At 61.7% G+C, this 20,791-nt stretch carries 22 protein-coding genes and 1 riboswitch; of the genes, 18 read left to right on the top strand and 4 right to left on the bottom strand.

From position 1 onward, the window contains the following. Positions 1–353: 353 nt before the first annotated feature. From queA to J3L12_RS13190, 3 genes are all read right to left on the bottom strand, one after another. Entirely contained in the window at positions 354–1,373 is a 1,020-nt protein-coding gene (gene queA, locus J3L12_RS13200) for a tRNA preQ1(34) S-adenosylmethionine ribosyltransferase-isomerase QueA (RefSeq protein WP_208015521.1), read from the bottom strand. Between the two features lie 146 nt (positions 1,374–1,519). Further along, entirely contained in the window at positions 1,520–2,095 is a 576-nt protein-coding gene (locus J3L12_RS13195; protein WP_208015520.1) for an NYN domain-containing protein, read from the bottom strand. Positions 2,096–2,389: 294 nt separating this feature from the next. Then, complete coding sequence (locus J3L12_RS13190) at positions 2,390–3,079, bottom strand: hypothetical protein (RefSeq protein WP_208015519.1); 690 nt, start codon at positions 3,077–3,079, stop codon at positions 2,390–2,392. Positions 3,080–3,193: 114 nt separating this feature from the next. Between J3L12_RS13190 and J3L12_RS13185 the strand changes: the two genes are divergently transcribed. From J3L12_RS13185 to J3L12_RS13140, 10 genes are all read left to right on the top strand, one after another. Then, positions 3,194–4,690 (top strand): tetratricopeptide repeat protein, encoded by a 1,497-nt coding sequence (locus J3L12_RS13185; RefSeq protein WP_208015518.1) that lies wholly within the window; start codon positions 3,194–3,196, stop codon positions 4,688–4,690. 553 nt (positions 4,691–5,243) lie between these two features. Next, positions 5,244–6,005, top strand: a complete 762-nt coding sequence (locus tag J3L12_RS13180) for an SAM-dependent chlorinase/fluorinase (protein ID WP_208015517.1) — start codon at positions 5,244–5,246, stop codon at positions 6,003–6,005. 88 nt (positions 6,006–6,093) lie between these two features. After that, complete coding sequence (rpmF, locus tag J3L12_RS13175) at positions 6,094–6,285, top strand: 50S ribosomal protein L32 (RefSeq protein ID WP_208015516.1); 192 nt, start codon at positions 6,094–6,096, stop codon at positions 6,283–6,285. A 328-nt stretch (positions 6,286–6,613) separates the two neighbouring features. Further along, complete coding sequence (locus J3L12_RS13170) at positions 6,614–7,591, top strand: beta-ketoacyl-ACP synthase III (protein ID WP_208015515.1); 978 nt, start codon at positions 6,614–6,616, stop codon at positions 7,589–7,591. A gap of 69 nt (positions 7,592–7,660) precedes the next feature. After that, complete coding sequence (gene fabD / locus J3L12_RS13165; protein WP_208015514.1) at positions 7,661–8,575, top strand: ACP S-malonyltransferase; 915 nt, start codon at positions 7,661–7,663, stop codon at positions 8,573–8,575. A 123-nt stretch (positions 8,576–8,698) separates the two neighbouring features. Further along, a complete protein-coding gene (gene fabG, locus J3L12_RS13160; RefSeq protein ID WP_208015513.1) occupies positions 8,699–9,436 on the top strand; it encodes a 3-oxoacyl-[acyl-carrier-protein] reductase in 738 nt (245 codons plus the stop codon). A gap of 93 nt (positions 9,437–9,529) precedes the next feature. Continuing rightward, positions 9,530–9,763 carry an acyl carrier protein gene (acpP, locus tag J3L12_RS13155; protein WP_119341717.1) on the top strand — a complete coding sequence of 78 codons (234 nt, stop codon included), beginning with the start codon at positions 9,530–9,532 and terminating at the stop codon, positions 9,761–9,763. 259 nt (positions 9,764–10,022) lie between these two features. Then, on the top strand, positions 10,023–10,250 hold the full coding sequence (locus J3L12_RS13150) for a cold-shock protein (RefSeq protein WP_208015512.1): 228 nt from the start codon (positions 10,023–10,025) through the stop codon (positions 10,248–10,250). Between the two features lie 462 nt (positions 10,251–10,712). Then, complete coding sequence (locus J3L12_RS13145) at positions 10,713–11,186, top strand: GNAT family N-acetyltransferase (RefSeq protein ID WP_208015511.1); 474 nt, start codon at positions 10,713–10,715, stop codon at positions 11,184–11,186. A gap of 305 nt (positions 11,187–11,491) precedes the next feature. After that, the gene (locus J3L12_RS13140) at positions 11,492–12,277 is read left to right on the top strand and encodes an SDR family oxidoreductase (protein ID WP_208015510.1); all 786 of its coding nucleotides are present in this window, start codon (positions 11,492–11,494) and stop codon (positions 12,275–12,277) included. 54 nt (positions 12,278–12,331) lie between these two features. On the opposite strand, the gene J3L12_RS13135 is transcribed toward J3L12_RS13140, so the two are convergent. After that, entirely contained in the window at positions 12,332–12,571 is a 240-nt protein-coding gene (locus J3L12_RS13135) for a DUF1653 domain-containing protein (RefSeq protein ID WP_208015509.1), read from the bottom strand. Positions 12,572–12,979: 408 nt separating this feature from the next. After that, a riboswitch (SAM riboswitch) is annotated at positions 12,980–13,111 on the top strand. Positions 13,112–13,236: 125 nt separating this feature from the next. Here J3L12_RS13135 and J3L12_RS13130 point away from each other — a divergent pair. From J3L12_RS13130 to J3L12_RS13095, 8 genes are all read left to right on the top strand, one after another. Beyond that, positions 13,237–13,803, top strand: a complete 567-nt coding sequence (locus J3L12_RS13130; RefSeq protein WP_119280163.1) for a hypothetical protein — start codon at positions 13,237–13,239, stop codon at positions 13,801–13,803. Further along, entirely contained in the window at positions 13,800–14,336 is a 537-nt protein-coding gene (gene cysC, locus J3L12_RS13125; RefSeq protein ID WP_119280165.1) for an adenylyl-sulfate kinase, read from the top strand. Before J3L12_RS13130 ends, cysC begins: the two co-directional genes overlap by 4 nt. 50 nt (positions 14,337–14,386) lie before the next feature. Beyond that, complete coding sequence (locus J3L12_RS13120) at positions 14,387–15,016, top strand: phosphoadenylyl-sulfate reductase (protein ID WP_208015508.1); 630 nt, start codon at positions 14,387–14,389, stop codon at positions 15,014–15,016. An 82-nt stretch (positions 15,017–15,098) separates the two neighbouring features. Beyond that, on the top strand, positions 15,099–16,259 hold the full coding sequence (gene sat, locus J3L12_RS13115) for a sulfate adenylyltransferase (RefSeq protein WP_208015507.1): 1,161 nt from the start codon (positions 15,099–15,101) through the stop codon (positions 16,257–16,259). A gap of 1 nt (position 16,260) precedes the next feature. After that, a complete protein-coding gene (locus tag J3L12_RS13110) occupies positions 16,261–17,010 on the top strand; it encodes a sulfite exporter TauE/SafE family protein (protein WP_208015506.1) in 750 nt (249 codons plus the stop codon). A 39-nt stretch (positions 17,011–17,049) separates the two neighbouring features. Continuing rightward, positions 17,050–17,766 (top strand): bifunctional precorrin-2 dehydrogenase/sirohydrochlorin ferrochelatase, encoded by a 717-nt coding sequence (locus tag J3L12_RS13105; RefSeq protein ID WP_208015505.1) that lies wholly within the window; start codon positions 17,050–17,052, stop codon positions 17,764–17,766. Between the two features lie 119 nt (positions 17,767–17,885). Continuing rightward, a complete protein-coding gene (gene cobA, locus J3L12_RS13100; RefSeq protein WP_208015523.1) occupies positions 17,886–18,695 on the top strand; it encodes a uroporphyrinogen-III C-methyltransferase in 810 nt (269 codons plus the stop codon). A gap of 20 nt (positions 18,696–18,715) precedes the next feature. Then, positions 18,716–20,401: an NADPH-dependent assimilatory sulfite reductase hemoprotein subunit gene (locus J3L12_RS13095; RefSeq protein ID WP_275052667.1), complete on the top strand. Its 1,686-nt coding sequence runs from the start codon at positions 18,716–18,718 to the stop codon at positions 20,399–20,401. Positions 20,402–20,791 lie beyond the last annotated feature (390 nt).

The following is a 20,791-nucleotide window of genomic DNA, read 5'->3' as shown; positions in this document are numbered from 1 at the left end:
CGCCATCACCGTACTGAACTTGGCTTTACCGCTTGGTGGGCTTACCTCATCATCGCCCTGAACCTCATCGCTGCTTCCCCAGACCTGTGTATAGCTGACATCGTTTTGTGACTAGCACCAGTGATTAAGTATCTCCACGATAGAAACGTAATGGGTATGGAAAGGGTGATTCACGAGGCCGCGCTGCTGCAAACCCCAGAATTCGCACTTTCGTTGAGCAGCATGATATTTCTATCGCGGGCGCACTTAGTTCGAGGCTTTGGCGATGCGGGCTGCGAGAACTGGACTGGCCTGTGCGGTAAACGGCTTGTAAATCCCCGGAACCCTGAGCCCTGTCCCCTGACCCCCAACCCCTACAGAATCAGCATTGCATCACCCAGGCTATAAAACCGATAACGCTCAGCCACGGCGGTCTGGTAGGCCCGTTGCATGAGTTCATGTCCCATAAAGGCCGAGACCAGCATCAGCAAAGTGGATTTGGGCAGGTGAAAGTTGGTGATGAGCGCATCCACCACGTGGTACTGAAACCCCGGACGGATGAAGAGCTGGGTCTCCCCTGCACCAGCGCGAACCTGGGTACCGTTCCAGGCGGTCTCGAGGGTCCGCACCACGGTTGTTCCTACGGCCACAATACGCCGCCCTTCGGCCTTGGCCTGGTTGATGGCCTGGGCGGTAGGGGGGGGCACCTCGTAGGGCTCGAGGTGCATGTGGTGCCGGTCGGGGTCGCCCTGTACCGGCTTGAAGGTGCCCGGCCCGACGTGGAGGGTCACGTAACAGATGCTGACCCCCAGGCCCCGAATCCTGTCCAGGAGCTCCGGGGTAAAGTGCAGCCCGGCAGTAGGCGCGGCTACTGAGCCGGGGGTTCTGGCATAAACGGTCTGGTAGCGTTCGGGGTCTACCGCGGCCTGGATGTAAGGGGGGAGGGGGGTTTTGCCGATGTTTTCCAGGTGTTCCCACACATTCCCCGTAAAGCGCAGCAGCCGGGTGCCATCTTCTTCCACGGCTTCCACCGTGGCCTGTAGGCCATCGGCAAAGGTCAGCACCGAGCCCACCCTGGCCCGCCGCGCTGGTTTGAGCAGAGCCTCCCACAATCCGCCCGGGCCTGCTTCAGCCGGGATTTCCCGTACCAGCAAAACCTCGAGCAAGGTGCCGTGGGGGTTGGTGGCAAAGGTGCGGGCGGGAATCACCTGGCTCTCGTTCAGCACCAGCACATCGCCTGCCTGGAGGTAGTCGGGTAGGTCACGGAAAATCCGGTGCTCCATCTGGCCGGTGCTGCGGTGGATCACCATCAAGCGCGACGAATCGCGGGGCTCGGCGCCGCTCTGGGCAATGAGTTCGGGGGGTAGGGGGTAGTCGAAGTCCTCGAGGTTCATACAACGTCACTGTCAGCAGGTCGCAGGCCTCCGAGGCAACCGAGCGGAAGTTCACACATTCTCTTGACCACCCGAGCAGTCTCGATGGCTTTGCTACTAGGGCTTACATGCACGGCTGACTGGCGATAGAGCGACGATTGCCGATTTCACTCAGTTCTGGGGATCAGGGTTCGTTCCCGCTCCTTGCTGGGCACAAAGGCGTTCTCGATTTCGGGCAGGTGGATGAAGCGGTCTACGGCGTCAATCAGCTTTTGCGAGGTGGTCTCCTTGAAGGCAATAACCTCGACCCGCAGGCCCCGCTCCATCAGCACCTCCACAATGTCCACAAAATCGCCGTCGCCGCTGCCCAACACCACCACATCCAGGGTGTGCATTAGGCGCACCATGTCGGCGGCAATGCCCATATCCCAGTTGCCCTCGTAGATGGGCTTGCCCTCGTCGGTGGTCTCCTTGAGGGTCAGGTTCATCCGGCGCACCCGGAAGCCGATGGTGGAGAGCTTGTAGATGAAGGGCCAGGCCGAGGTGTCGTGTTCGCGCTCCACCACGTACGCGGTAGCCCGCACCAGCTGGCGGTTGCCAATGGCAAAGCGCATCAGGCTCTCAAAATTGACGTTCTGCCCGTAGTAGTCGCGGGCGGAGTGGTAGAGGTTTTGGGTATCTACAAACAGGCCTACGCGCTGATGGGGGCTCCAGCCAGGGATACGGCCAAAAGGGTCGTTCATGAAAGCTCCTTTTGAAAATCTAATATCTATAAAACTAGTGCTCTGGTAACTATTTCCTAGTCATTCCGAACGCAGCGAAGCGAGGTGAGGAATCTGACGCGGTGCGATTCACTGTGTTCAGTGTACCCATGCAGTACCAGATTCCTCGTTGCACTGCGTGCGCCTCGGAATGACAACAAGAAGTTATAGGCAGATGTTAGATTCATCAGAGGCATCCTCAGTTACCAGACCAGAGGGGTTAAACCCAGTGAATTGTATCAAACCGCCGTGCCGATTGGGGGGTATTTATCAGCTTTAGCGAAGAGCGGCCATTTCCCGGCGGGCCCGCTCCTGGTCAAAGCGGTCAGCGGCGGTTTTGGGGGCTATCGCCAGCGCGGCCTCGTACTGCTTTCGGGCGTCTTCCTTTTTGCCCTGGGCAGCCAGTACCCCGGCCAGCTCGACCTTGTGGATGATGGCCTGGGGCTCGAGCTGAATCGCCTCGTTGAAGAGCGGCATTATCGCATTGCCGTTGGCCCCATAGAGCCAGCCCACGTTTTTGGAAATGAGCGAATGATGCCACAGGGCCAGCGCGACCCGGGCCCCGGCATGGCGGGGGTTCAGGCGGAGGGTTCGATCCAGGTTCTCCTTAATGCCACTGGCCAGCCCTAGGCTTTCCAGAATGCCCCGGTATTGCGAGAGACGGCCCTGGGCGCGAGCCAGTTCAAAATAGGCTTCGGCGTTGTCATTGTCAGCCTGAATGGCGCGGCGGGCGGCGGCTTCGGCCCGGCCATACCAGTCGGCTTTTTCGCTGTCCTTAGCCTGGTAGCCGGCATAGTAGCTGGCCGCTTTGGCGGCCAGGATCAAACCCTCGGCGCTGCCCAGGCGCAAGCCCGCTTCATAGGCTTCTTGAAACTTGCCTTCATCAACCAGTTTTTCAACCGCTGCCACGTTCTGGGACAAACCCAAGGGCAGCAACAGCACCAGCCATAGCACCAAACCCTTCATACTTATTCCTCCCGAAGTTCTATTGCGGCTCGTAGCCGACCCCTATACGGCATGGATTCTACCGGATGTGCATCTGTGGGCAAGAAGTTTGGGCTGGCATGTTACACTACCCCCATGATAGCGTTACGAGCGGTTCCTTTTGCCGTGGGAATCGCCTTATTTGCGTTCACGGCCCTGGCCCAACTGGGGGCGGAAGGCTATTACACTCAGTGCAAAGCCCTGTATGACCGCGGTGTGCTGGACAGCGCTCGAGCCACCTGCCAGCTCGCGCTGGTAGCCGACCCTAACCACCTGCCCAGTATCAAACTGCTGGGGCGAATATATCTGGAAGAAAATAATCCCGGTGCGGCCCAGCCATTCCTCCAGCAAATGATTCAGCTCAGCCCGCAAGACCCCGAGGTGGCCCTGCTGGATGCGCGCTTTCAACTCTTGCAGGGCCGTCCTGCCGATGCGCTGGCCCGATTGCCGCGGGGGTTGAACACCGAGGCAGTGCTGTTGCGGGCCCAGATCAACGAAGCCCTGGGTCGGTACGAGGAGGCCTATGCCACCTTCCGCCGGGTGACGGCTTCGGAGGAAGCCCGACTGGGCGCTGCCCGCCTGGCGGAGCGGCTGGGCCGGCCCCAGGAAGCCCTGGATCTGCTGGGCAGCAGCCCCAGGGAGCAGCTTGCCCGGGCCCGTCTGATGTGGCTATCGGGCGACACCCGTGCGGCGGCAGAGGCCCTCGAGGAAGTACTGCCCCGCCTAGGGCCCCTGGAGGGTGACTACACCCGAACCCTGGGCCTCTTGGCGATGGTTTACTACGGGCTGGGCGAGTTCGACAAGGGCTCGCTGGTCTTGCGGCAGTTGTCCTCGAGGATGAGCCTGCCCAGCAGTCTGTTGGGCAAGGTCTGGCCCTGGTTGGTGGTATTTTTGCTCTATCTGGGGCTGGTGCTCTACGGAGAGAGCCGCATCGAGCCCATGCGCACAGTAGAAATGGGCAATGAGCGGCGCTTTGGCCCTGGCTCCATCCACCTGTGGTTGATTCTGGCGCTTGTGCTGGCAGGGCTGGCTGCGGTAGGCATTGGGCAGCTTCTGTACCAGAACCTGCTGGCCCTGTTCACCCCTTTTCAGGGCCAGGTGGTGCGTCCGGTGTTTTATTTCTTGCTGGGGGCTTTTGCGCTCCTGATTGCTTATCAGAATGTCAGCCGGGAAGGTATGCAAAACGCCCTGGGGCCGCGCTCGAGCTGGGTTGAGGGCACCTGGGCGGGGTTGGTCTTGCTGGCTTTGCTGGCCCTGTATGCTTATATTGCCAAACCCCTGGGACTGAGCGGACTGGGCACCATGTACCCCATCTTTTTCGGCCTGGCTTTGCTAGAGCTGATCATCCGTGGGGTGGGGTATCCGGTTTTCAAGGAACGCTACAAAGAGCTGAGTAACTTCATGATCCCGGTGCTGTTTGCCCTGGCCATACCCGGCCCTACGGTCTTCTTCCTGATGGCCAGCCTTTTCCTGGGCTGGCTTTATATGCGCACCAGGGGGGCCCTGGCCGGCGCCACCGCCTGGGTATTGGCTGGATTGATTCTGGCTTTGATTGCCAACCTGCCCCTGACGCGCACGTTGTTGGGTAGCTAAGGTGAGGCCCAAGGCTGAAAGCGGAAGGCCGAAGGCATTCTGGACTGTATTGTGAGATTGATCAGAGCGATCCATACCCGATAGTCCATGGCCGATGGCCGATGGTCAATGGCCGATAGCTAAGTGCGCCCGCGATAGAAATATCATGCTGCTCAACGGAAGTGCGAATTCTAGGGTTTGCAGCGGCGCAGCCTCGTGAATCACCCTTTCCCTACCCATCTATCGTGGAGATGCTTAATACATCGTCGTAGAGATGTCCGTACACCTCCGGATTTCCGGGAGGGATTGACATAGAGCCCCCTCCCTACCACGTAGGGAGGGTGGGGGAGGGTATTGGGTGAGGCCCTCAACCGCCCGAGTGCGCAAAGTCGCTGCTCAGCAACCCCACCTAACCTCCCCTACCGTGTGGGGGAGGTTCTGCTACGGCTTTTGCAAGAGCGTACTGCATAGTTCGTGCCGCAATGGACACTTTGTACGGGTATTTATACGACTGTGCACTTAATTGACATGCGACCTGCGACCTGCGACATTTTTTTGGATAGACTGCGGGTAGATGCGGGAAATTTTCTTTCTCTCCGATTTTGGCCTGGCCGACCCCTATGCTGCGGTGGTCAAGGCGGTGATACGGCAAACGGCTCCAGGGGTGGTTGTTCATGACCTGGCCCATAACCTGCCCCCCGGCGATCTGAACCGGGCCAGTTACATTTTGTACGAGTCGGTGCCCTATCTGCCCCGGCAGTCTGTGGTGCTGGCGGTGGTGGATCCTGGCGTAGGCTCGAGCCGTAGAGCAGTTTTGGTAGTAGGGGAGCGGCTTTGCTATGTGGCGCCGGACAACGGGCTGCTCACCCTGGCTTACTTGCAAGACCCCCCGCGGAAAGCCTATTTGCTCGAGAACCAGAGCTACCACCTGCCCCGCAAATCGGCCACCTTCCACGGGCGGGATGTGTTTGGGCCGGTAGCGGCCCACCTTTCGGCAGGGGTCGAACCCCCTCGTTTTGGCCCTGAACTGCCCGTGCACGAGCTGGTGCGTTTGCCCATCCACCTGAACTTTGGAACCCACGGCGAGATACTGACTTTTGACCGCTTTGGCAACGCCATCACCACCCTGCTGGCTACCCCAGCCCAGATCCGGGGTAAGACCGTACGCATCCGCTATCATCGCATCCCGACAGCCTCCCATTATGCCGAGGTGCCGGTGGGGAGCGCCCTGGCCTATGTGGGGAGCGCCGGGCTCTTGGAGGTGGCCGTACACCTGGGCAATGCCCAGGAAAACCTCGGCCTCAAGCAGGGCGACCGGGTGGAGCTCTTGGGTTGACCTTTTGGGCTGCAGCTTGTAGATTGGAGAACGGTTTGCCGGAAGCAACCTAAGTACATGGTTGTTTCCTCAAAGGAAGTGACCCGAGATGGCCAAGCACCCAGTACCCAAGAAAAAAGTATCCAAGTCCCGCCGGGACATCCGCCGGGCTGTGGTATCCACCCTGACGGCCCCCACCCTCATCAAGTGCGCCAACTGCGGAGCCCTGGTTACCCCTCATACCGTTTGCGATAGCTGTGGCTACTACGGCGGTAAAAAGGTTCTGGAAATCCGCGCATAGCACGCAAAAACCTCTGACAACCCAGATGGATCTAGCCGTCTGGGTTTTTTTACGGCGCTCTTCACAGACGTGGCTGCCCACGAAAACGAGAATATCTCTGGGCCCAGACCTATGTTCTGTCCAGGACAAAATTTTTGGAGGTCGGATGGCTCGAAATACGTGAAGAGCGCCCTACGCCTTCCGGGCTGAATGCCCGACAATGCTTCACAAGCGCCTACCCCGCCCATCATCTGGACTTGGTGCAAGTTTCATCCCGGCGCGAAAGTGGGCGGGGGTGTTATCTTTGTTGGAGTGCCCAGTAGCTTATGGGCAGTGTTAGGAGGTAACGTTGAACGTCGGTATCCTTGCCCTTGGCACTTATGCCCCCGAGCGGGTCATGACCAACCATGACTTTGAAAAGATTCTGGATACCTCCGATGAGTGGATTGTCAGCCGTACCGGTATCCGTGAACGGCGGCTGGCTGCCGAGGGGGAGTTCACCTCCAACCTGGCGTTTCGGGCGGTCGAAGATCTGATTCGCCGCCACGGGCGGGGTGCGCTCGAGGGGGTAGACCTGGTGATTGTGGCCACCAATACCCCCGATGCCCTGTTCCCGGCCACGGCGGCCCTGGTACAGAACCACTTTGGCTTGAATGCGGGCGCCTACGACCTCCTGGCGGGATGCCCCGGCTGGGGCTACGCTATTGCCCAGGCCCACGCCATGGTGCAGAGTGGTCTGGCCCGCAAGGTGCTCACCATCGGCGCCGAGACCCTCTCCAAAATTCTCGACTACACCGACCGCTCGACGGCGGTGCTGTTTGGGGATGGAGCCGGAGCGGCGGTGATTGGCCCGGTGCCGGAGGGTTATGGTTTCAAGTCGTTTGTGCTGGGGGCCGACGGCTCCGGTGGCAAGGAGCTCATGCTGCGCTGCATTGCCGACAAACTGCCCGATGGCAGCCCTATGGGGCAGTATGCCTACATGAACGGGCGTGAGGTCTTCAAATTTGCGGTGCGGGTCATGAATACCGCAACCCTCGAGGCCATCGAAAAGGCCGGCCTCCAGCCCCAGGACATCAAGTACCTGATTCCCCACCAGGCCAACGCCCGCATCATCGAGGCTGCCCGCGAACGCCTGCAACTACCCCCCGAGCAGGTCTGGGTGAATGTTGACCGCTACGGCAACACCTCTACGGCCTCCATGCCCATCGCCTTGCAAGAAGCCCTGGACGCCGGCAAAATCCACAACGGCGACCACATCCTGTTCGTGACCTTTGGGGCGGGCCTGACCTGGGCGGCCAGCGTGCTGACCTGGTGGCAGCCGGATTGAGGCGGAATGCTGAAAGCCCCCAACAGAGTTGGCGGTGCAGCGTCGCCGCTTTTGAGATGGAGGTGAGGAATGATTGCAGCGTTGTTCCCCGGTCAGGGGTCGCAGGAAATCGGCATGGGCAAGGCTTTATACGAGGGCTCGAGGGCGGCCCGTGAGGCCCTGGATCGGGCCGAGGCCACCCTGCCCGGATTGCTCCGGCTGATGTGGGAGGGGCCCGAAGAAGAGCTTAGGCTCACCGCCAACCAACAACCGGCACTGCTGGCTGTGGGTTATGCGGCTTTTCAAGCCTATCTGGAAGCGGGCGGAACCCTCCCCGACTTTGCCGCGGGCCACAGCTTAGGCGAGTGGACCGCCCATGTGGCCGCCGGAACCCTGAGCCTGGAAGATGGGTTGCGCCTGGTGCGCAAGCGGGGCGAGTACATGCAGGAGGCCGTGCCGGTGGGGGTGGGGGCCATGGCGGCGGTGCTCAAGGTGCCGGCCCAGACCCTTCAGGAACTGACCGCAGGTATTGCCGGGGTGGAGGTTGCCAACTACAACTCGCCTGAGCAAACCGTTATCTCCGGAACCGCCGAGGGGGTGGCCCGGGCCACCGAGGTGCTGAAGGGTCACCGGGCCCGGGTAGTTGCCCTGCCCGTTTCAGCGCCCTTTCACTCCTCGTTGATGCGGCCTGCGCGGGAGCGTCTGCACGCCGATTTGTTCCAGGTGGAGCTGCATCCGCCCCGCTTTCCGGTTTATTCCAATGTACTGGCCCAGCCCGAGACCCGCCCCGCCCTGATTCGGGAACTGCTCCTGGAGCAGATTACCCATGCAGTGCGCTGGGTGGAAATTTTGCAGCATTTGAAGGAGCAGGGGGTCAAGACCTACCTCGAGTTCGGCTCCGGCAAGGTCTTGACCGGCCTGGTGGCACGGACGCTGGAAGGGGTCGAAGCCCGCAGCCTCACCAACCCGGCGGAGATTGCCGAGTACCTGGCCGTGGTCGGGTAGGCCCCTGGCATGCAGCAGACACTTTTTTTGGATTGCCTGACTTGAGACATGAGACCTGCGACATGTGCCTACAAATGACAGCCAGAGCTGGTGTTTGTTGGGCCAAAGAGGATTGGAGGAACGATGCGAAAAGCGCTGGTAACGGGTTCTTCGAGAGGAATCGGTAAGGCCATCGCACTGGAACTGGCCCGCCGGGGTTATGCGCTGGCCGTACACTATGCGGGCAACCAGGCGGCTGCCGAGGCTACGGCTGCCGAAGCCCGGGAGCTTGGTGCAAGCCAGGTGGTGGTTCTGGGGGCCGACCTGAGCAGCCCGCAGGCCGCTCAGAAACTCGTGGCGGATGCCAATGCGGCCCTGGGGGGCCTCGAGGTTCTGGTCAACAACGCCGGCATCACCCGCGACACCCTGCTAATTCGCATGAAAGACGAAGACTGGGACACGGTAATTGCCACCAACCTGAGCGCCATCTTCCACACCACCCGCGAGGCCATCAAACTCATGATGCGGGCCAGGTGGGGCCGGGTGATCAACATCAGCAGCGTGGTGGGCATTCTGGGCAACCCTGGTCAGGCCAACTATGTGGCGGCCAAGGCCGGCATGATTGGCTTTACCAGGTCGGTGGCCAAAGAGTACGCCACCCGCGGCATCACCGTTAACGCGGTGGCGCCAGGGTTCATTGAGTCGGACATGACCGCCAGCCTGCCCGAGAACGTGGTGGCTGAATACCTGAAACAGATTCCCGCCGGACGCCTGGGCCGGCCCGAGGAGGTGGCCAAGGCAGTGGCTTTCCTGGCCTCGGACGACGCAGCTTACATTAATGGGCAGACTCTTTGCGTAGACGGGGGCATGACCCCACACTAAACCTCGAGCCCAACGGCACAAAGCCCCGACGCTGGTTTTGATGTGGTAGAATCCCGCACGGTAGTACCCACCCTGACCGATGGAGGTTGAAGCATGGCTATCCTGGACGATGTAAAAGAAGTAATCGTAGACAAACTCGGCGTAGATGCAGACAAAGTAGTTCCCGAAGCCCGCTTTATCGAAGACCTGGGCGCGGACAGCCTCGATACGGTTGAACTCATCATGGGCCTGGAGGACAAGTTCGGCCTGGAAATCTCCGATGAGGACGCAGAAAAGATTCGCACCGTGCAGGATGCGATTAACTTCATTCAGAGCAAGCAAGCCTAAAAATTTTTGAGGCCGTCTTTAGTCCGGGAGCGCAGGCTCCCGGCTTTGCTGGATATGGTAGACACCAAGCGCCTCGGGGTGCTATCTTGAGGCGTCTGGGAGTTTTCTGAGGTGGCCCATGTTGTTTTGCCCGCAGCCCTGGCTACGAAAAGGCTCATTTCGTGGCAGAAGGAGCGGGCAGATGAATGTTGGGTAGTTCAGCGCCTTGGTCCTGGGCCGGGTTAGCACTGTAGCAGGGTTGCCCGTGATAAGGAGCAGTATGCAAAAAGGCAAAGTGAAGTGGTTCAATGCGGAAAAGGGCTATGGCTTTATTCAGCGTGAAGAAGGAGAGCCGGACGTATTTGTTCACTACAGTGCTATCCAGTCCCGTGGCTTCCGCACCCTGAACGAAGGCGATGTGGTGACCTTCGAGATTGAGCCGGGCAAGAATGGTAAAGGTCCCCAGGCCGCTAATGTAAGTGTGGTGGAAGCGGCCAAGCGTTTTTAGTCCAGTTTTTGGAGCTTTTTGCACCCTCGGGCAACCGAGGGTTTTTATTGCGGGATAGTCTCGTGAAATGGAGCAGTCTTCGTCCTGGACAAAACACTGCCCGCCTGAACGGGCGGTCACGGCCACGACAAGGACTGGTGTCACCGAAGCCCTCGCGTATGCAAAGAATTTCATCCCGCCTTCAGGCTTTTATCGTTTTCCCCTTTCCTTGCGGGAGAGGGTGGCGACAGCGCCGGCTGGTTTGGTGCTCCTTTTGCCCAATAAAACAATTCTGGCGGTCACCGCTGTCGCCGGGTGAGGGGTTGAAACGACGATCCTCAGGCAAATGATAAGAGCCTGATCCCGCCTTGAAAAACTAGCATTTTTGCGTCCAAGATGCAGTTATTATGTGACGATAGACACAAGCGCTGGGTTGCAAATTACACCCAAATCAAATGTGGGCAGATACAATCAGGGCAGATCATGAAAGTCTCTGTGCAACTCGACTTCCTGCCCGTCAACGCCGATTCGGCTTCTGTTGTGCATAATCTGTACTTGAATTGTCCCACCTACATTGCCCTGATTGGGGGTGACACGCCCACCCTCAACGATATTCGGCGCGAGCTCGAGACCCTGCGCCACGATACCCGGCGGCAGGCCGTGTTGTTGCAGCGTGAAGACCGAGTGGTGGGTTTTCTGGACTATAAGGTGGCCTACCCCGATCTGCACTCGGCTACCATCAGCCTGTTGCTGATAGACGAAAGCCTGCAAGGGCGGGGCCTGGGCAAGGCGGCTGTAGAGCGGCTCGAGACCCTGCTTCGTGGCCGGATGGATCGGCTCTATGCGGTGGTGTATGGCAATAACGAACAGGCCAAACGTTTCTGGGAGCGGGTCGGCTTTGAGCACCTGCGCGATAGCGGTCCCACCCTGAGCTGGTATCTGAAGCCCTTGAAGTAGCCATAACAAGTCTCAGGTTTCATTTCATGGCCTGAACCAGGGCTTTCGACTTTTGGCATATACCAAACTAACCTGAACCCCCTTTTGTTCTCCCCTTGCGGGAGAAGGTGACGGCACCCCGTCAGCGACATGTAGAAAAAATGTCAGAGACGTCAAAAGCTGCGCATGGGGTGTCGCCGGACAAGGGGTATTAGGAATGCCACTCAAAAAACTATCCGGGTATATTTCGCTACTATAGCCATCGGCCCGCTGGAGAAACGGCCTGGGTGTTGGAATTGTGCTGGCCGATTTCCGTAATATGGCTTATGGATCTTGGAATCGCGGGCAAACTGGCGCTGGTGACGGGGGCTTCGCAGGGGATTGGGCGGGCCATTGCCACTACCTTGGCGAAGGAAGGTGTAAAAGTGGTGGTTGCTGCACGCAACATGGAAAGACTGCAAGAGCTGGTGCGCGAAATCGAGCGGGATGGTGGAGAAGCCCATGCGATTTCCGCCGATATTGCCAGACCGGATGAACTGGAGCGACTGGTGGCTAAGGCCCAGAGTCTGGGAACTGTTGAACTCTTTCTCGGCAACACGGGCGGCCCTAAGCCCGGTGCAGCCCAGCATTTGAAAGCCCAGGACTTTCAGGTTGCTGCCGAGCAGTTGTTGTACCCGATGGTGAATCTGGTGAATGCCTTGCTACCGGGGATGCAGTCGCGGCACTTCGGACGAATCCTCTTTATTACCTCTCTGGCCGTTAAAGAACCCATCGAGAACCTGGCCCTTTCCAACACCCTTCGCGCTGCGCTGACCGGCTATGCCAAAACCCTCGCCAGGGAAGTAGCAGCAGCAGGCATTACGGTCAACACCCTGGGGCCAGGCTATACCCTTACCGAGCGGGTCGAAGAGGTATTTGCTTTCCGTGCCCAGAACCAGGGCATCAGCCTGGAAGCAGCCTATGCCCAGCAGACCACACAAATTCCGGCAGGCCGCATGGCCTCGCCGCAGGAGATAGCCGATGTGGCGGCTTTTTTGTTATCGGCCAGGGCCAGCTATCTGACCGGTCAGGCCATCATGGTAGAGGGCGGGGCCATTCGCGGGCTGTTGTGATGGAACAGGCTTCTTGTACAAGTTGCGGGTGTTTGTAGCAAGACAGGAAGCACTTCATTGTTGTTTGGGGCTCGAGTTTTCCCCCAGGTAGCGAAATCGCGGTACGGGTTTGCCGTCTACTTCCACATCTTCTAAAAACATGGCCAGGGGACGTATCCACAGGGTTTCGGGCTCGACGCCATAACGGGTTTCGTAGACCACATACCACTCCTCGGTTTCGGAATGCCGGGCCAGGCCGTGCACCCAGTAGTGCTTGCCCTTGTAGTGCTGGTACAGGCCTGGTTTGAGCTGCATCGTTACCTCATCGTACTTGTAATGCTTCACCAAAGCGAGACCACCTAGTGGTCTGGCAACAAAGATTTCGATACACGCGAATGTCCCCTCGATGTGACGTACAAAGTAAACTTTGGCAATGACCGGGCTTCAAAACAATCTGTAAAACAAGTTACCAGAGCACCGGTCTTTTGCGATCCAGGCTCAATACAAGTGGCGGCAACGCTTCCTGGAAGGTGGTAAAGCCGCCTTGAATGGACGCAGGGCCGAGACCCAGGGTGCCTTGGAGCAAGAGTACCGCCAGCTCAGCCCTGACTGAAGCAGTTAGGTAGATGAACACCGTCGCCAATAGTTTACAAGTTTTATCAATTATGCTAGCCTACCTTCCATCCCGGCTTTAAGTCGGGATGGGTGCGGCAGCACCCTCGGGTCTTATCCAGAGCAGCGGAGGGAACGGCCCTGCGAAGCTGCGGCAACCCGTAGGGGCTTTCAGCCAGCAATCTGAAGCGTTTCTGCGTAGGTGCCAATTCCGGCCCGGACACCGTCCGGGGAAGATAAGGAGGTTTTTGTGCTGGAAGCTATGTCCAAGTCTCAGATCATGCGTGTGCTTTCGTGTTCCGGGCGCTGTTGTCCTAGCCTCGTCGCTGGCCGTCGGCACTTGGAATCGTCTGCTATGGGAGCACACCATGAACTTGTTGAACCACGAACCCGTTCATAACTTGGGAAAACACCCTTCATCCCTCGAGGCTTTTTCAGCCGCGCAGCGCATCCATGGCGAGGTGCGGCGCTCCGGCATGAGCTACCGCGTGCAGCTTGCTTGGGATGGCAAGCGGCTCGTGGGGCGGCTGGGTGGGGCGATCTTCGGCGAGAACGTGTACCTCGAGGCCCATCAGGGCCAGCTTCTGGGCTCGGTGGCCAGCAGCGGGCGGGCCTTTGCCCTGCATGCTCAGCACGGGGGGAAGCGCCTCCAGCTTCGCCTGGTGGGGGCCGAGCACGGCTCGAGCGCGCAGTTGGAGTTTTCAGAGGATTCAGCCTCGGGCTGGGCCTACCTCGAGGGCGTGGCGCAGCCGGTGGAGGTGAAGTTCGGCCCCACCCGGCTCGACGCCCGCACCGGCTCTGAACAGGAAGTGACGCTGCACCACCCCGGCTTCGCGGCCTGGGTGCTGGCGGCTGTGGCGCTGGTAGCGGACGTGGCGGCCCGCAATGCCTGGCGGGTGCTGCTGGACAGCTACGCGGGTTGGGCCGAAGCATGAGCGGGGTGGTGGTCTGGTTTACCGGGCTTTCCGGCGCAGGCAAGACCACGCTGGCAAAAGCCCTCGAGGTTCACCTCTACGAAGCGGGCCAGAAGGTCGAGCACCTCGATGGCGACGTGGTGCGCGAGCACCTGTCGAAGGGGCTTGGCTTCAGCCGAGAGGACCGCGACACCAACATAAGGCGCATCGGCTTCGTGGCCAACCTGCTAGCCAAGCACGGCGTGATCGTGCTGGTGAGCGCGATCAGCCCCTACCGGGCTACCCGCGAGGAGGTGCTTTCCCAGGCTCCGAGGAAGCTCGAGGTTTTCGTGGACGCGCCGCTGGAGGTGCTGGTTCAGCGCGACGTGAAGGGGCTTTATGCCAGGGCGCTCAGGGGAGAGATCGCCAATTTCACCGGGGTTTCCGATCCCTATGAACCGCCCTTGAACCCCGATCTGCACCTGCGGACTGATCAGCTAAGCCTCCAGGAGAGCCTCGACCGCTTGCTGGGCGCGCTCGAGCGCCTGGGTGTGGAAGTGCGGGTGCGGGCGTGAAGGCATCGAAGGCTTCAACCCCCGATACCTGGGACGCGGGGACCGATCCCATGCTCGTCATTCGATGGGCACTGGAGAATTACCCCGATCTGCTCATGCCCAGCGGGTTCAACCTCAATGGCGTCGTGCTCATCGACCTGGCCGCCAAAGCGGGATACACGGGCGAGGTGGTGTTCGTGGACACCGGTTACCACTTCCCCCAGACGCTGCAAACCCGCGATCGCCTCAAGGAGCGCTACCCACAGCTGCGCTTCGTCACCCTCAGTGCCGGCCTGGAAGAGGAACCCTGGGGGGAAGAGCGCTACCGCAGCGACCCGGATGGTTGTTGCGCGGTGCGCAAGGTCGCTCCCTTGCGGGACTACCTGGCCCTCAAGCGGCCCAGCGCCCTGCTCAATGCCAGGAGCCGCGATCAGGCCTCGACCCGGGCCTTCCTCGGTTTCCTCGAGGAGGGTGAACGCCTGCGCATCAACCCGCTGGCCTACTGGACGCGGGAGCAGCTAGAGGCCTATGCTCGCGAGCACGACTTGCCGGTCAACCCCCTGTACGCCTCGGGCTTCCTGAGCATCGGCTGCTGGCCCTGCACGCGAGCGGTGCGCCCTGGTGAGGACGCGCGGGCGGGCCGCTGGGAGGGCAAGGGCAAGACCGAGTGCGGGCTGTGGATGGGGGAGAAGGCCCTTTAAGCGCAAAGCCAGAGGAAGTAAGGCTCGACGATATGGAAAAGTTGACAAACCTTGTCCACAAAAACCGACCGGAGGTTCGGCCATGAGCCAGTGGAGCCAGGGGCGCATCGCCCCGCACGGCGGAACGCTAGTCAACCGCTTGTTGCAGGCCGATCCTCGCGAATACGCCCATTTCCCCGCCCTCGAGCTCTCCGAGCGCAGCTACGCCGACCTCGAGCTCATCGCCACCGGTGTGTACTCGCCGCTGGAGGGTTTTTTGGGCGAGGCCGACTACAAGAGCGTGGTCGAGCACATGCGCCTCGCCAGCGGCCTGCCCTGGAGCATCCCCATCACCCTAAGCGTGGCGGAGGCCGAGGCCCCGCGTTACCGCAGCACGGTGCGCCTGACCCGAAAGGGTGAGACGGTGGGGCTCTTGGAGGTCGCGGAGCAGTACCGGCCCGACAAGCAAAAGGAAGCCCTCGAGGTCTACCGCACCACCGACCCCGCCCACCCCGGGGTGGCCGCCATCCTGAGCCAGGGCGAGGTCAACCTGGCCGGGCGGGTGAGCCTATTCCGGCTGGATCGGGGGGAGTTTCCCGAGCACCACTACACCCCCCTCGAGACCCGCCGCATCTTCCAGGAGCGTGGCTGGAAGACGGTGGTGGCCTTTCAGACCCGCAACCCCATCCACCGCGCCCACGAGTACCTGCACAAGGTGGCCCTCGAGCACATCGACGGCCTCTTCCTGAACCCCCTGGTGGGTGCTACCAAGGCCGACGACGTGCCTGCGCAGGTGCGGATGGAGGCCTACCGGGTGCTGCTCGCGCGCTACTACCCGAAGGAGCGGGTGCTCCTGGGGGTCTACCCGGCGGCCATGCGCTACGCCGGGCCGCGCGAGGCCATCCTGCACGCCATCAGCCGCAAGAACTACGGCTGCACCCACTTCATCGTCGGGCGCGACCACGCCGGGGTGGGCAGCTACTACGGAACTTACGACGCGCAGGAGATCTTCGGGGCCTTTGCTCCCGGGGAAATCGGCATCCACATCCTCAAGTTCGAGCACACCTTCTACTGCAAGACCTGCGGCTCCATCGTCTCCGCGCGCACCTGCCCGCACGACGGGGCTCATCACCTCATCCTCTCGGGAACCCGCGTGCGCGAACTCTTGCGCTCGGGGGCCTCGCTGCCGCCGGAGTTCACCCGCCCCGAGGTGGCCGAGGTGTTGCGCGCGGCGTACCGGGATGAAGCCGTGAGGAGTGCTTAAGATGCTCGAGATTCTCGCAGGTTTCATGATCGCCCTGAGCATCGGCCTCTCGGGGGTGGGGGGCGGAACCATCACCGCTCCCGTGCTGATCCTCTTTCTGGGCGTACCCGCCGAAGTCGCGGTGGGCACGGCGCTGCTGTTCTCGGTTTTCGCCAAGATCCCCGCAGGGCTGGTTTACTTCGCGCGGAAGCAGGTCAATCTGCGGGCGCTGGCCTGGATGCTGGCCGGGGGAGTGCCTGCCGTGGCGGCGGGGAGCCTCCTGTTGGGCTCGCTCAAGAGCCACAAGGATGCCGTTCTGGTGGTCATCGGGCTGACCATCATTACCGTGGCCCTGATCAACCTCACGCTTACGCTCAGGAAGATCCGCCCGCGAAGCCTCCACCCCGCCTGGATCGTCCTGGTCGCGGCGTTTATCGGCCTCGAGGTGGGCTTTTCCTCGGCGGGCGCGGGTGCTTTGGGAACCCTGCTGCTCATGAGCGGAACCCGCTTGTTGCCTAAGGAAGTGGTGGGAACCGACATCTGGTTCGGCCTGATCCTCTCGGCCATCGGCGGCGGGCTTCACGCCGCGCTGGGCCAGGCCGACTTTCCCCTGCTGCTCAAAATAGCCGCGGGCGGACTGCTGGGATCGCTGGCCGGAGTCTGGCTGGCCCAGCGGATCGCCCAGCGCCCCTTCCGGCTGGGGCTTTTGCTCTGGCTGATGTTTATCGGCTCGCATCTGGTGCTTCGGAGCGTGCCGAGTCTGGCTCGGTGAACCATGGCTCTACCTCATGCTCATGCTTATTATCCCGTGATGCTGGACCTAACCGGCAGGGAGGTGCTGTTCGTGGGAGGGGGCTGGGAGACGGAGGCCAAGGTGCGGGGTCTGCTGGAGGTGGGGGCCAAGGTGACCCTGCTCTCCCCCCATGCGCACCCCGGCCTCGAGCCCCTCCTCCACGAAGGCCGTCTCCGCTGGCTGCGGCGGGGGTATCAGCGGGGAGACCTGGCGGGTTTCTCGCTGTGCTTCGCCCATCCCCGCGAGCGTTCCCTCCACGCGCTCATCGCCCAGGAAGCCCGCGAGCGGGGGGTGTGGCTCAACGCGGTCGATGACCCCGCGCACTGCGACTTCATCCTGCCGGCGGTGCACCGGCAGGGCGAGTTGGTGATCGCGGTCTCCACCAGCGGAGCCGCCCCCGCTTTAGGGGTGAGGATCAAGCAGGGCTTGGCCCAGGCGTACGGTCCGGAGTACGCCCTCTACCTCCAACTGCTGCGCTCGCTTCGACCGCTGGTGCTGCAAAGCTATCCCCACGACTTCGAGGCCCGGAAGGCCGCCTGGTATCGCATGATCGACAGCCCCGCGCTGGAACGGCTGGCCCTGGGGGAAGTGGAAGAGGCGCGGGAGATCCTGCTGGCGGCTTTGTACCACCAGCACAACGCATCGGCATCAACATCAGCACCAGCATTGGCATCGGCATCGGCGTTGGCCTCGGAGACCCCCGAGTTGGCCTTAGCGTTGGAGGTGCCCTCGTGAGCCTGAACCGTGTGAGCTTCCTGGGCTTCCTGAGCCGCCTGAACCACGTCAGGGACGTCAAGCACGTCAACTACGTGAAGCCCAACCCCAACCCCAACCCCAGGGATGAGGGGAATTGGGTGAAGGACCGCGGTGCGGGGAAGGACAGCGGTAGGGGTGGGGGTAGAGGTAGAGGCAAGGTCTACCTGGTGGGGGCAGGACCGGGCGACCCCGAGTTGCTGACGCTCAAGGCCCTGCGGGTGTTGCAAGAAGCCGAGGTGGTGCTCTACGACCGCCTGGTCAGCCCCGCGGTATTGGAACGGGTCAACCCTCTGGCCCAGCTCCTCTACGTGGGCAAGGAAGCGGGCGAGCAGGATTCAGTGCAGCAGGCCATCTTCCAGCAACTGCTCCACCACGCCCGCTCCGGGCGCAAGGTGGTGCGGCTCAAAGGGGGGGACCCCATGGTCTATGGCCGGGGGGGGGAGGAGTGGGCGTTTTTGGCCGCCGAGGGCCTCGAGGTGGAGCTGGTGCCCGGCCTCAGTTCCGCCCTGGCCGTGCCCGGCTTGGCCGGCATCCCCCTGACGTTGCGGGGGGTGGCGGGGGGCTTCGCGGTGCTGACGGGTCAGGCTCAGGGGGGAGGGCTGCCCGACTTCACCCCCTACGCTCAGGTGGACACCCTGGTGGTGCTGATGGGGGTCAAGCAGCGCGTGCGCATCGCTGGGGAGTTGCTGCGGCTCGGACGCCGGGCCGATGAGCCGGTGGCCTTCATCGAAAAGGGCTCCACCCCCCAGGAGCGGGTGGTGATCGCCACGCTGGGGCAGGTGGCCCAAGGAGAGGTCGAGGTTCGATCCCCCGCCGTGTGGGTCATCGGGCAGGTCGTGCGCCTGAGGGAGCAGTTGAGGGCAATTGAACAGACCGCTGAACGGGTCGTTTCTGGAGCCTTGGGCTAGGCAGAAAAACGCACAAAGGAATCGCCATGTCAGAAGCAAAGCTGTCCAAAGTTGAGTACGTGAAAATCGCCAGCAACCGCCTGCGCGGGCCGGTAGACGCCGAACTGCACAACGGCACTGATCACTTCAGCGAAGAGGGCTACCAGATCCTCAAGTTTCACGGCATCTACCAGCAGGACGACCGCGACGTGCGTAAGGCCCGCAAGGCCCAGGGCTTGGGACCGGACTACTCCTTCATGATCCGGGTGGCGATTCCCGGCGGGGTGCTCACCCCCGAGCAATACCTTGCCCTCGACCGGCTGGCCGACGAGCTAGGCAACGCGACGCTGCGCATCACCACCCGCCAGGCTATCCAGTACCACGGGGTTCGCAAGGGCGGCCTCAAACCCCTGATGCAGGTGTTGAACCGCAACCTCCTGACCACGCTCTCGGCCTGCGGGGACGTGGTACGCAACATCGTGGCTTGCCCGGCGCCTTTTGCCGACCGCCAGCGCTCCGAGTTGATGCGCTACGCCAAAGAGCTCTCCGACCGGCTCAAGCCCAGGACCCGCGCCTACTACGAGATCTGGCTGGACGGGGAGCGAGCGGCGAGCCTGGAGGAAAGCGAGCCGCTGTACGGTGATACCTACCTGCCGCGCAAGTTCAAGATTGGCTTCGCCTTCCCCGGCGACAACTGCGTGGACGTCTATACCCAAGACATCGGGATCGTCCCGGTGGTGGGGGAGAGGGGGCTCGAGGGCTTCACCCTGCTGGTGGGCGGCGGGTTGGGCCAGAGCCACGGGGCTAAGGACACCCATCCGGTGCTGGCCAAACCCCTCACCACCGTTGGGCCCGAGCAGTTCTTCGAGGTCGTCGAGGCCATCGTCAAGGTGCAGCGCGACCACGGGCGACGCGACGACCGCAAGTTCAGCCGTATGAAGTACTTGGTCGAGGCCTGGGGCATTGAACGCTTCAAGGCCGAGGTCGAGCGCTACGTGGGTTACGCCCTGCCCGAAGCCCGCCCGCTCGAGTGGCTCTCGGGCGACGATCACCTGGGCTGGCATGAGCAGGGCGACGGCAAGCTATTCTTCGGACTCTTCGTGGAGAACGGGCGGGTCAAGGAAAACCTGCGCGCGGCGATTCGCGAGGTGGTGCAGCGCTTCGCTCCTGAGGTGCGCCTCACTGCCCAGCAGAACATCCTCTTCGTCGGCGTTGACCCCTCTGACCAGGCCGCTATCGAAGCCATCTTCCGCAACCATGGCGTCGCCCTTCCCGGCACCCTCCCGCTCGCCGTACAGAACGCCATGGCCTGCCCGGCACTGCCTACCTGCGGCTTGGCCATCACCGAGAGTGAGCGGGTGATGCCCGAGGTGATCCGCGAGTTCGACGCGCTGCTGGGGAGGCTCGAGCTGCACGACGGCCCCATCCCCCACGTCCGCATGACCGGCTGCCCCAACGGCTGTGCCCGGCCCTATAGCGCCGAGGTGGGGCTGGTGGGCCGCAGCCTGGGCTCCTACACCATCTACCTGGGCGGGAGCCCTTTGGGAACCCGGCTGGGGCAAGTCTACCTCGACAACGTCAAGCGGGAGGAAATTGTCAACAGGCTCGAGCCCCTCCTGGCCGCCTACAAGCATGAGCGACTCGAGGGCGAAGCCTTCGGGGACTACTGCGACCGCGTGGGCGTGGGGACGCTCAGGGAGCGCTTTGGCGACCTGGCCTCGGTTTAGGGGATCCTACCCCGCTTCACCCACCACCCCCACCGCCGCGGCCCAGGCTTTTATTCTCTGCATGAAGACGACCATACAGATCCCCAGCCCGATTCCCTACCTGATGGAAGTACCCGATCTGCGAGGCCACAACACCACCTACGATTGGCGCCCGTTATTCCTGCAGGTGCTGATGGGGTTGGGGAGTGGGCGCACCAACGTGCTGGCGATTGCCCGGTGGGTGCAGGATCGGCGGGATTGGCTGCTCAGGCGGGCCAGCGGTCGGGCCCTGCCGGTGCAGGCCGCCCTCTATCGGTTTGTGTGGGCTTTGGAGCAACAGGCCGCTGCCGCTACCCTGGCGCGCCTCGGCCAAGGTCACTGGGCTATCGAGAACCGGCCGCACCACAAGCG

Source organism: Meiothermus sp. CFH 77666 (assembly GCF_017497985.1).
In the GTDB taxonomy this organism is placed as follows: Bacteria; Deinococcota; Deinococci; order Deinococcales; family Thermaceae; genus Meiothermus.
Note: the sequence above shows the minus strand (reverse complement) of the source record. Positions and strands in the feature narration are given on the sequence as shown.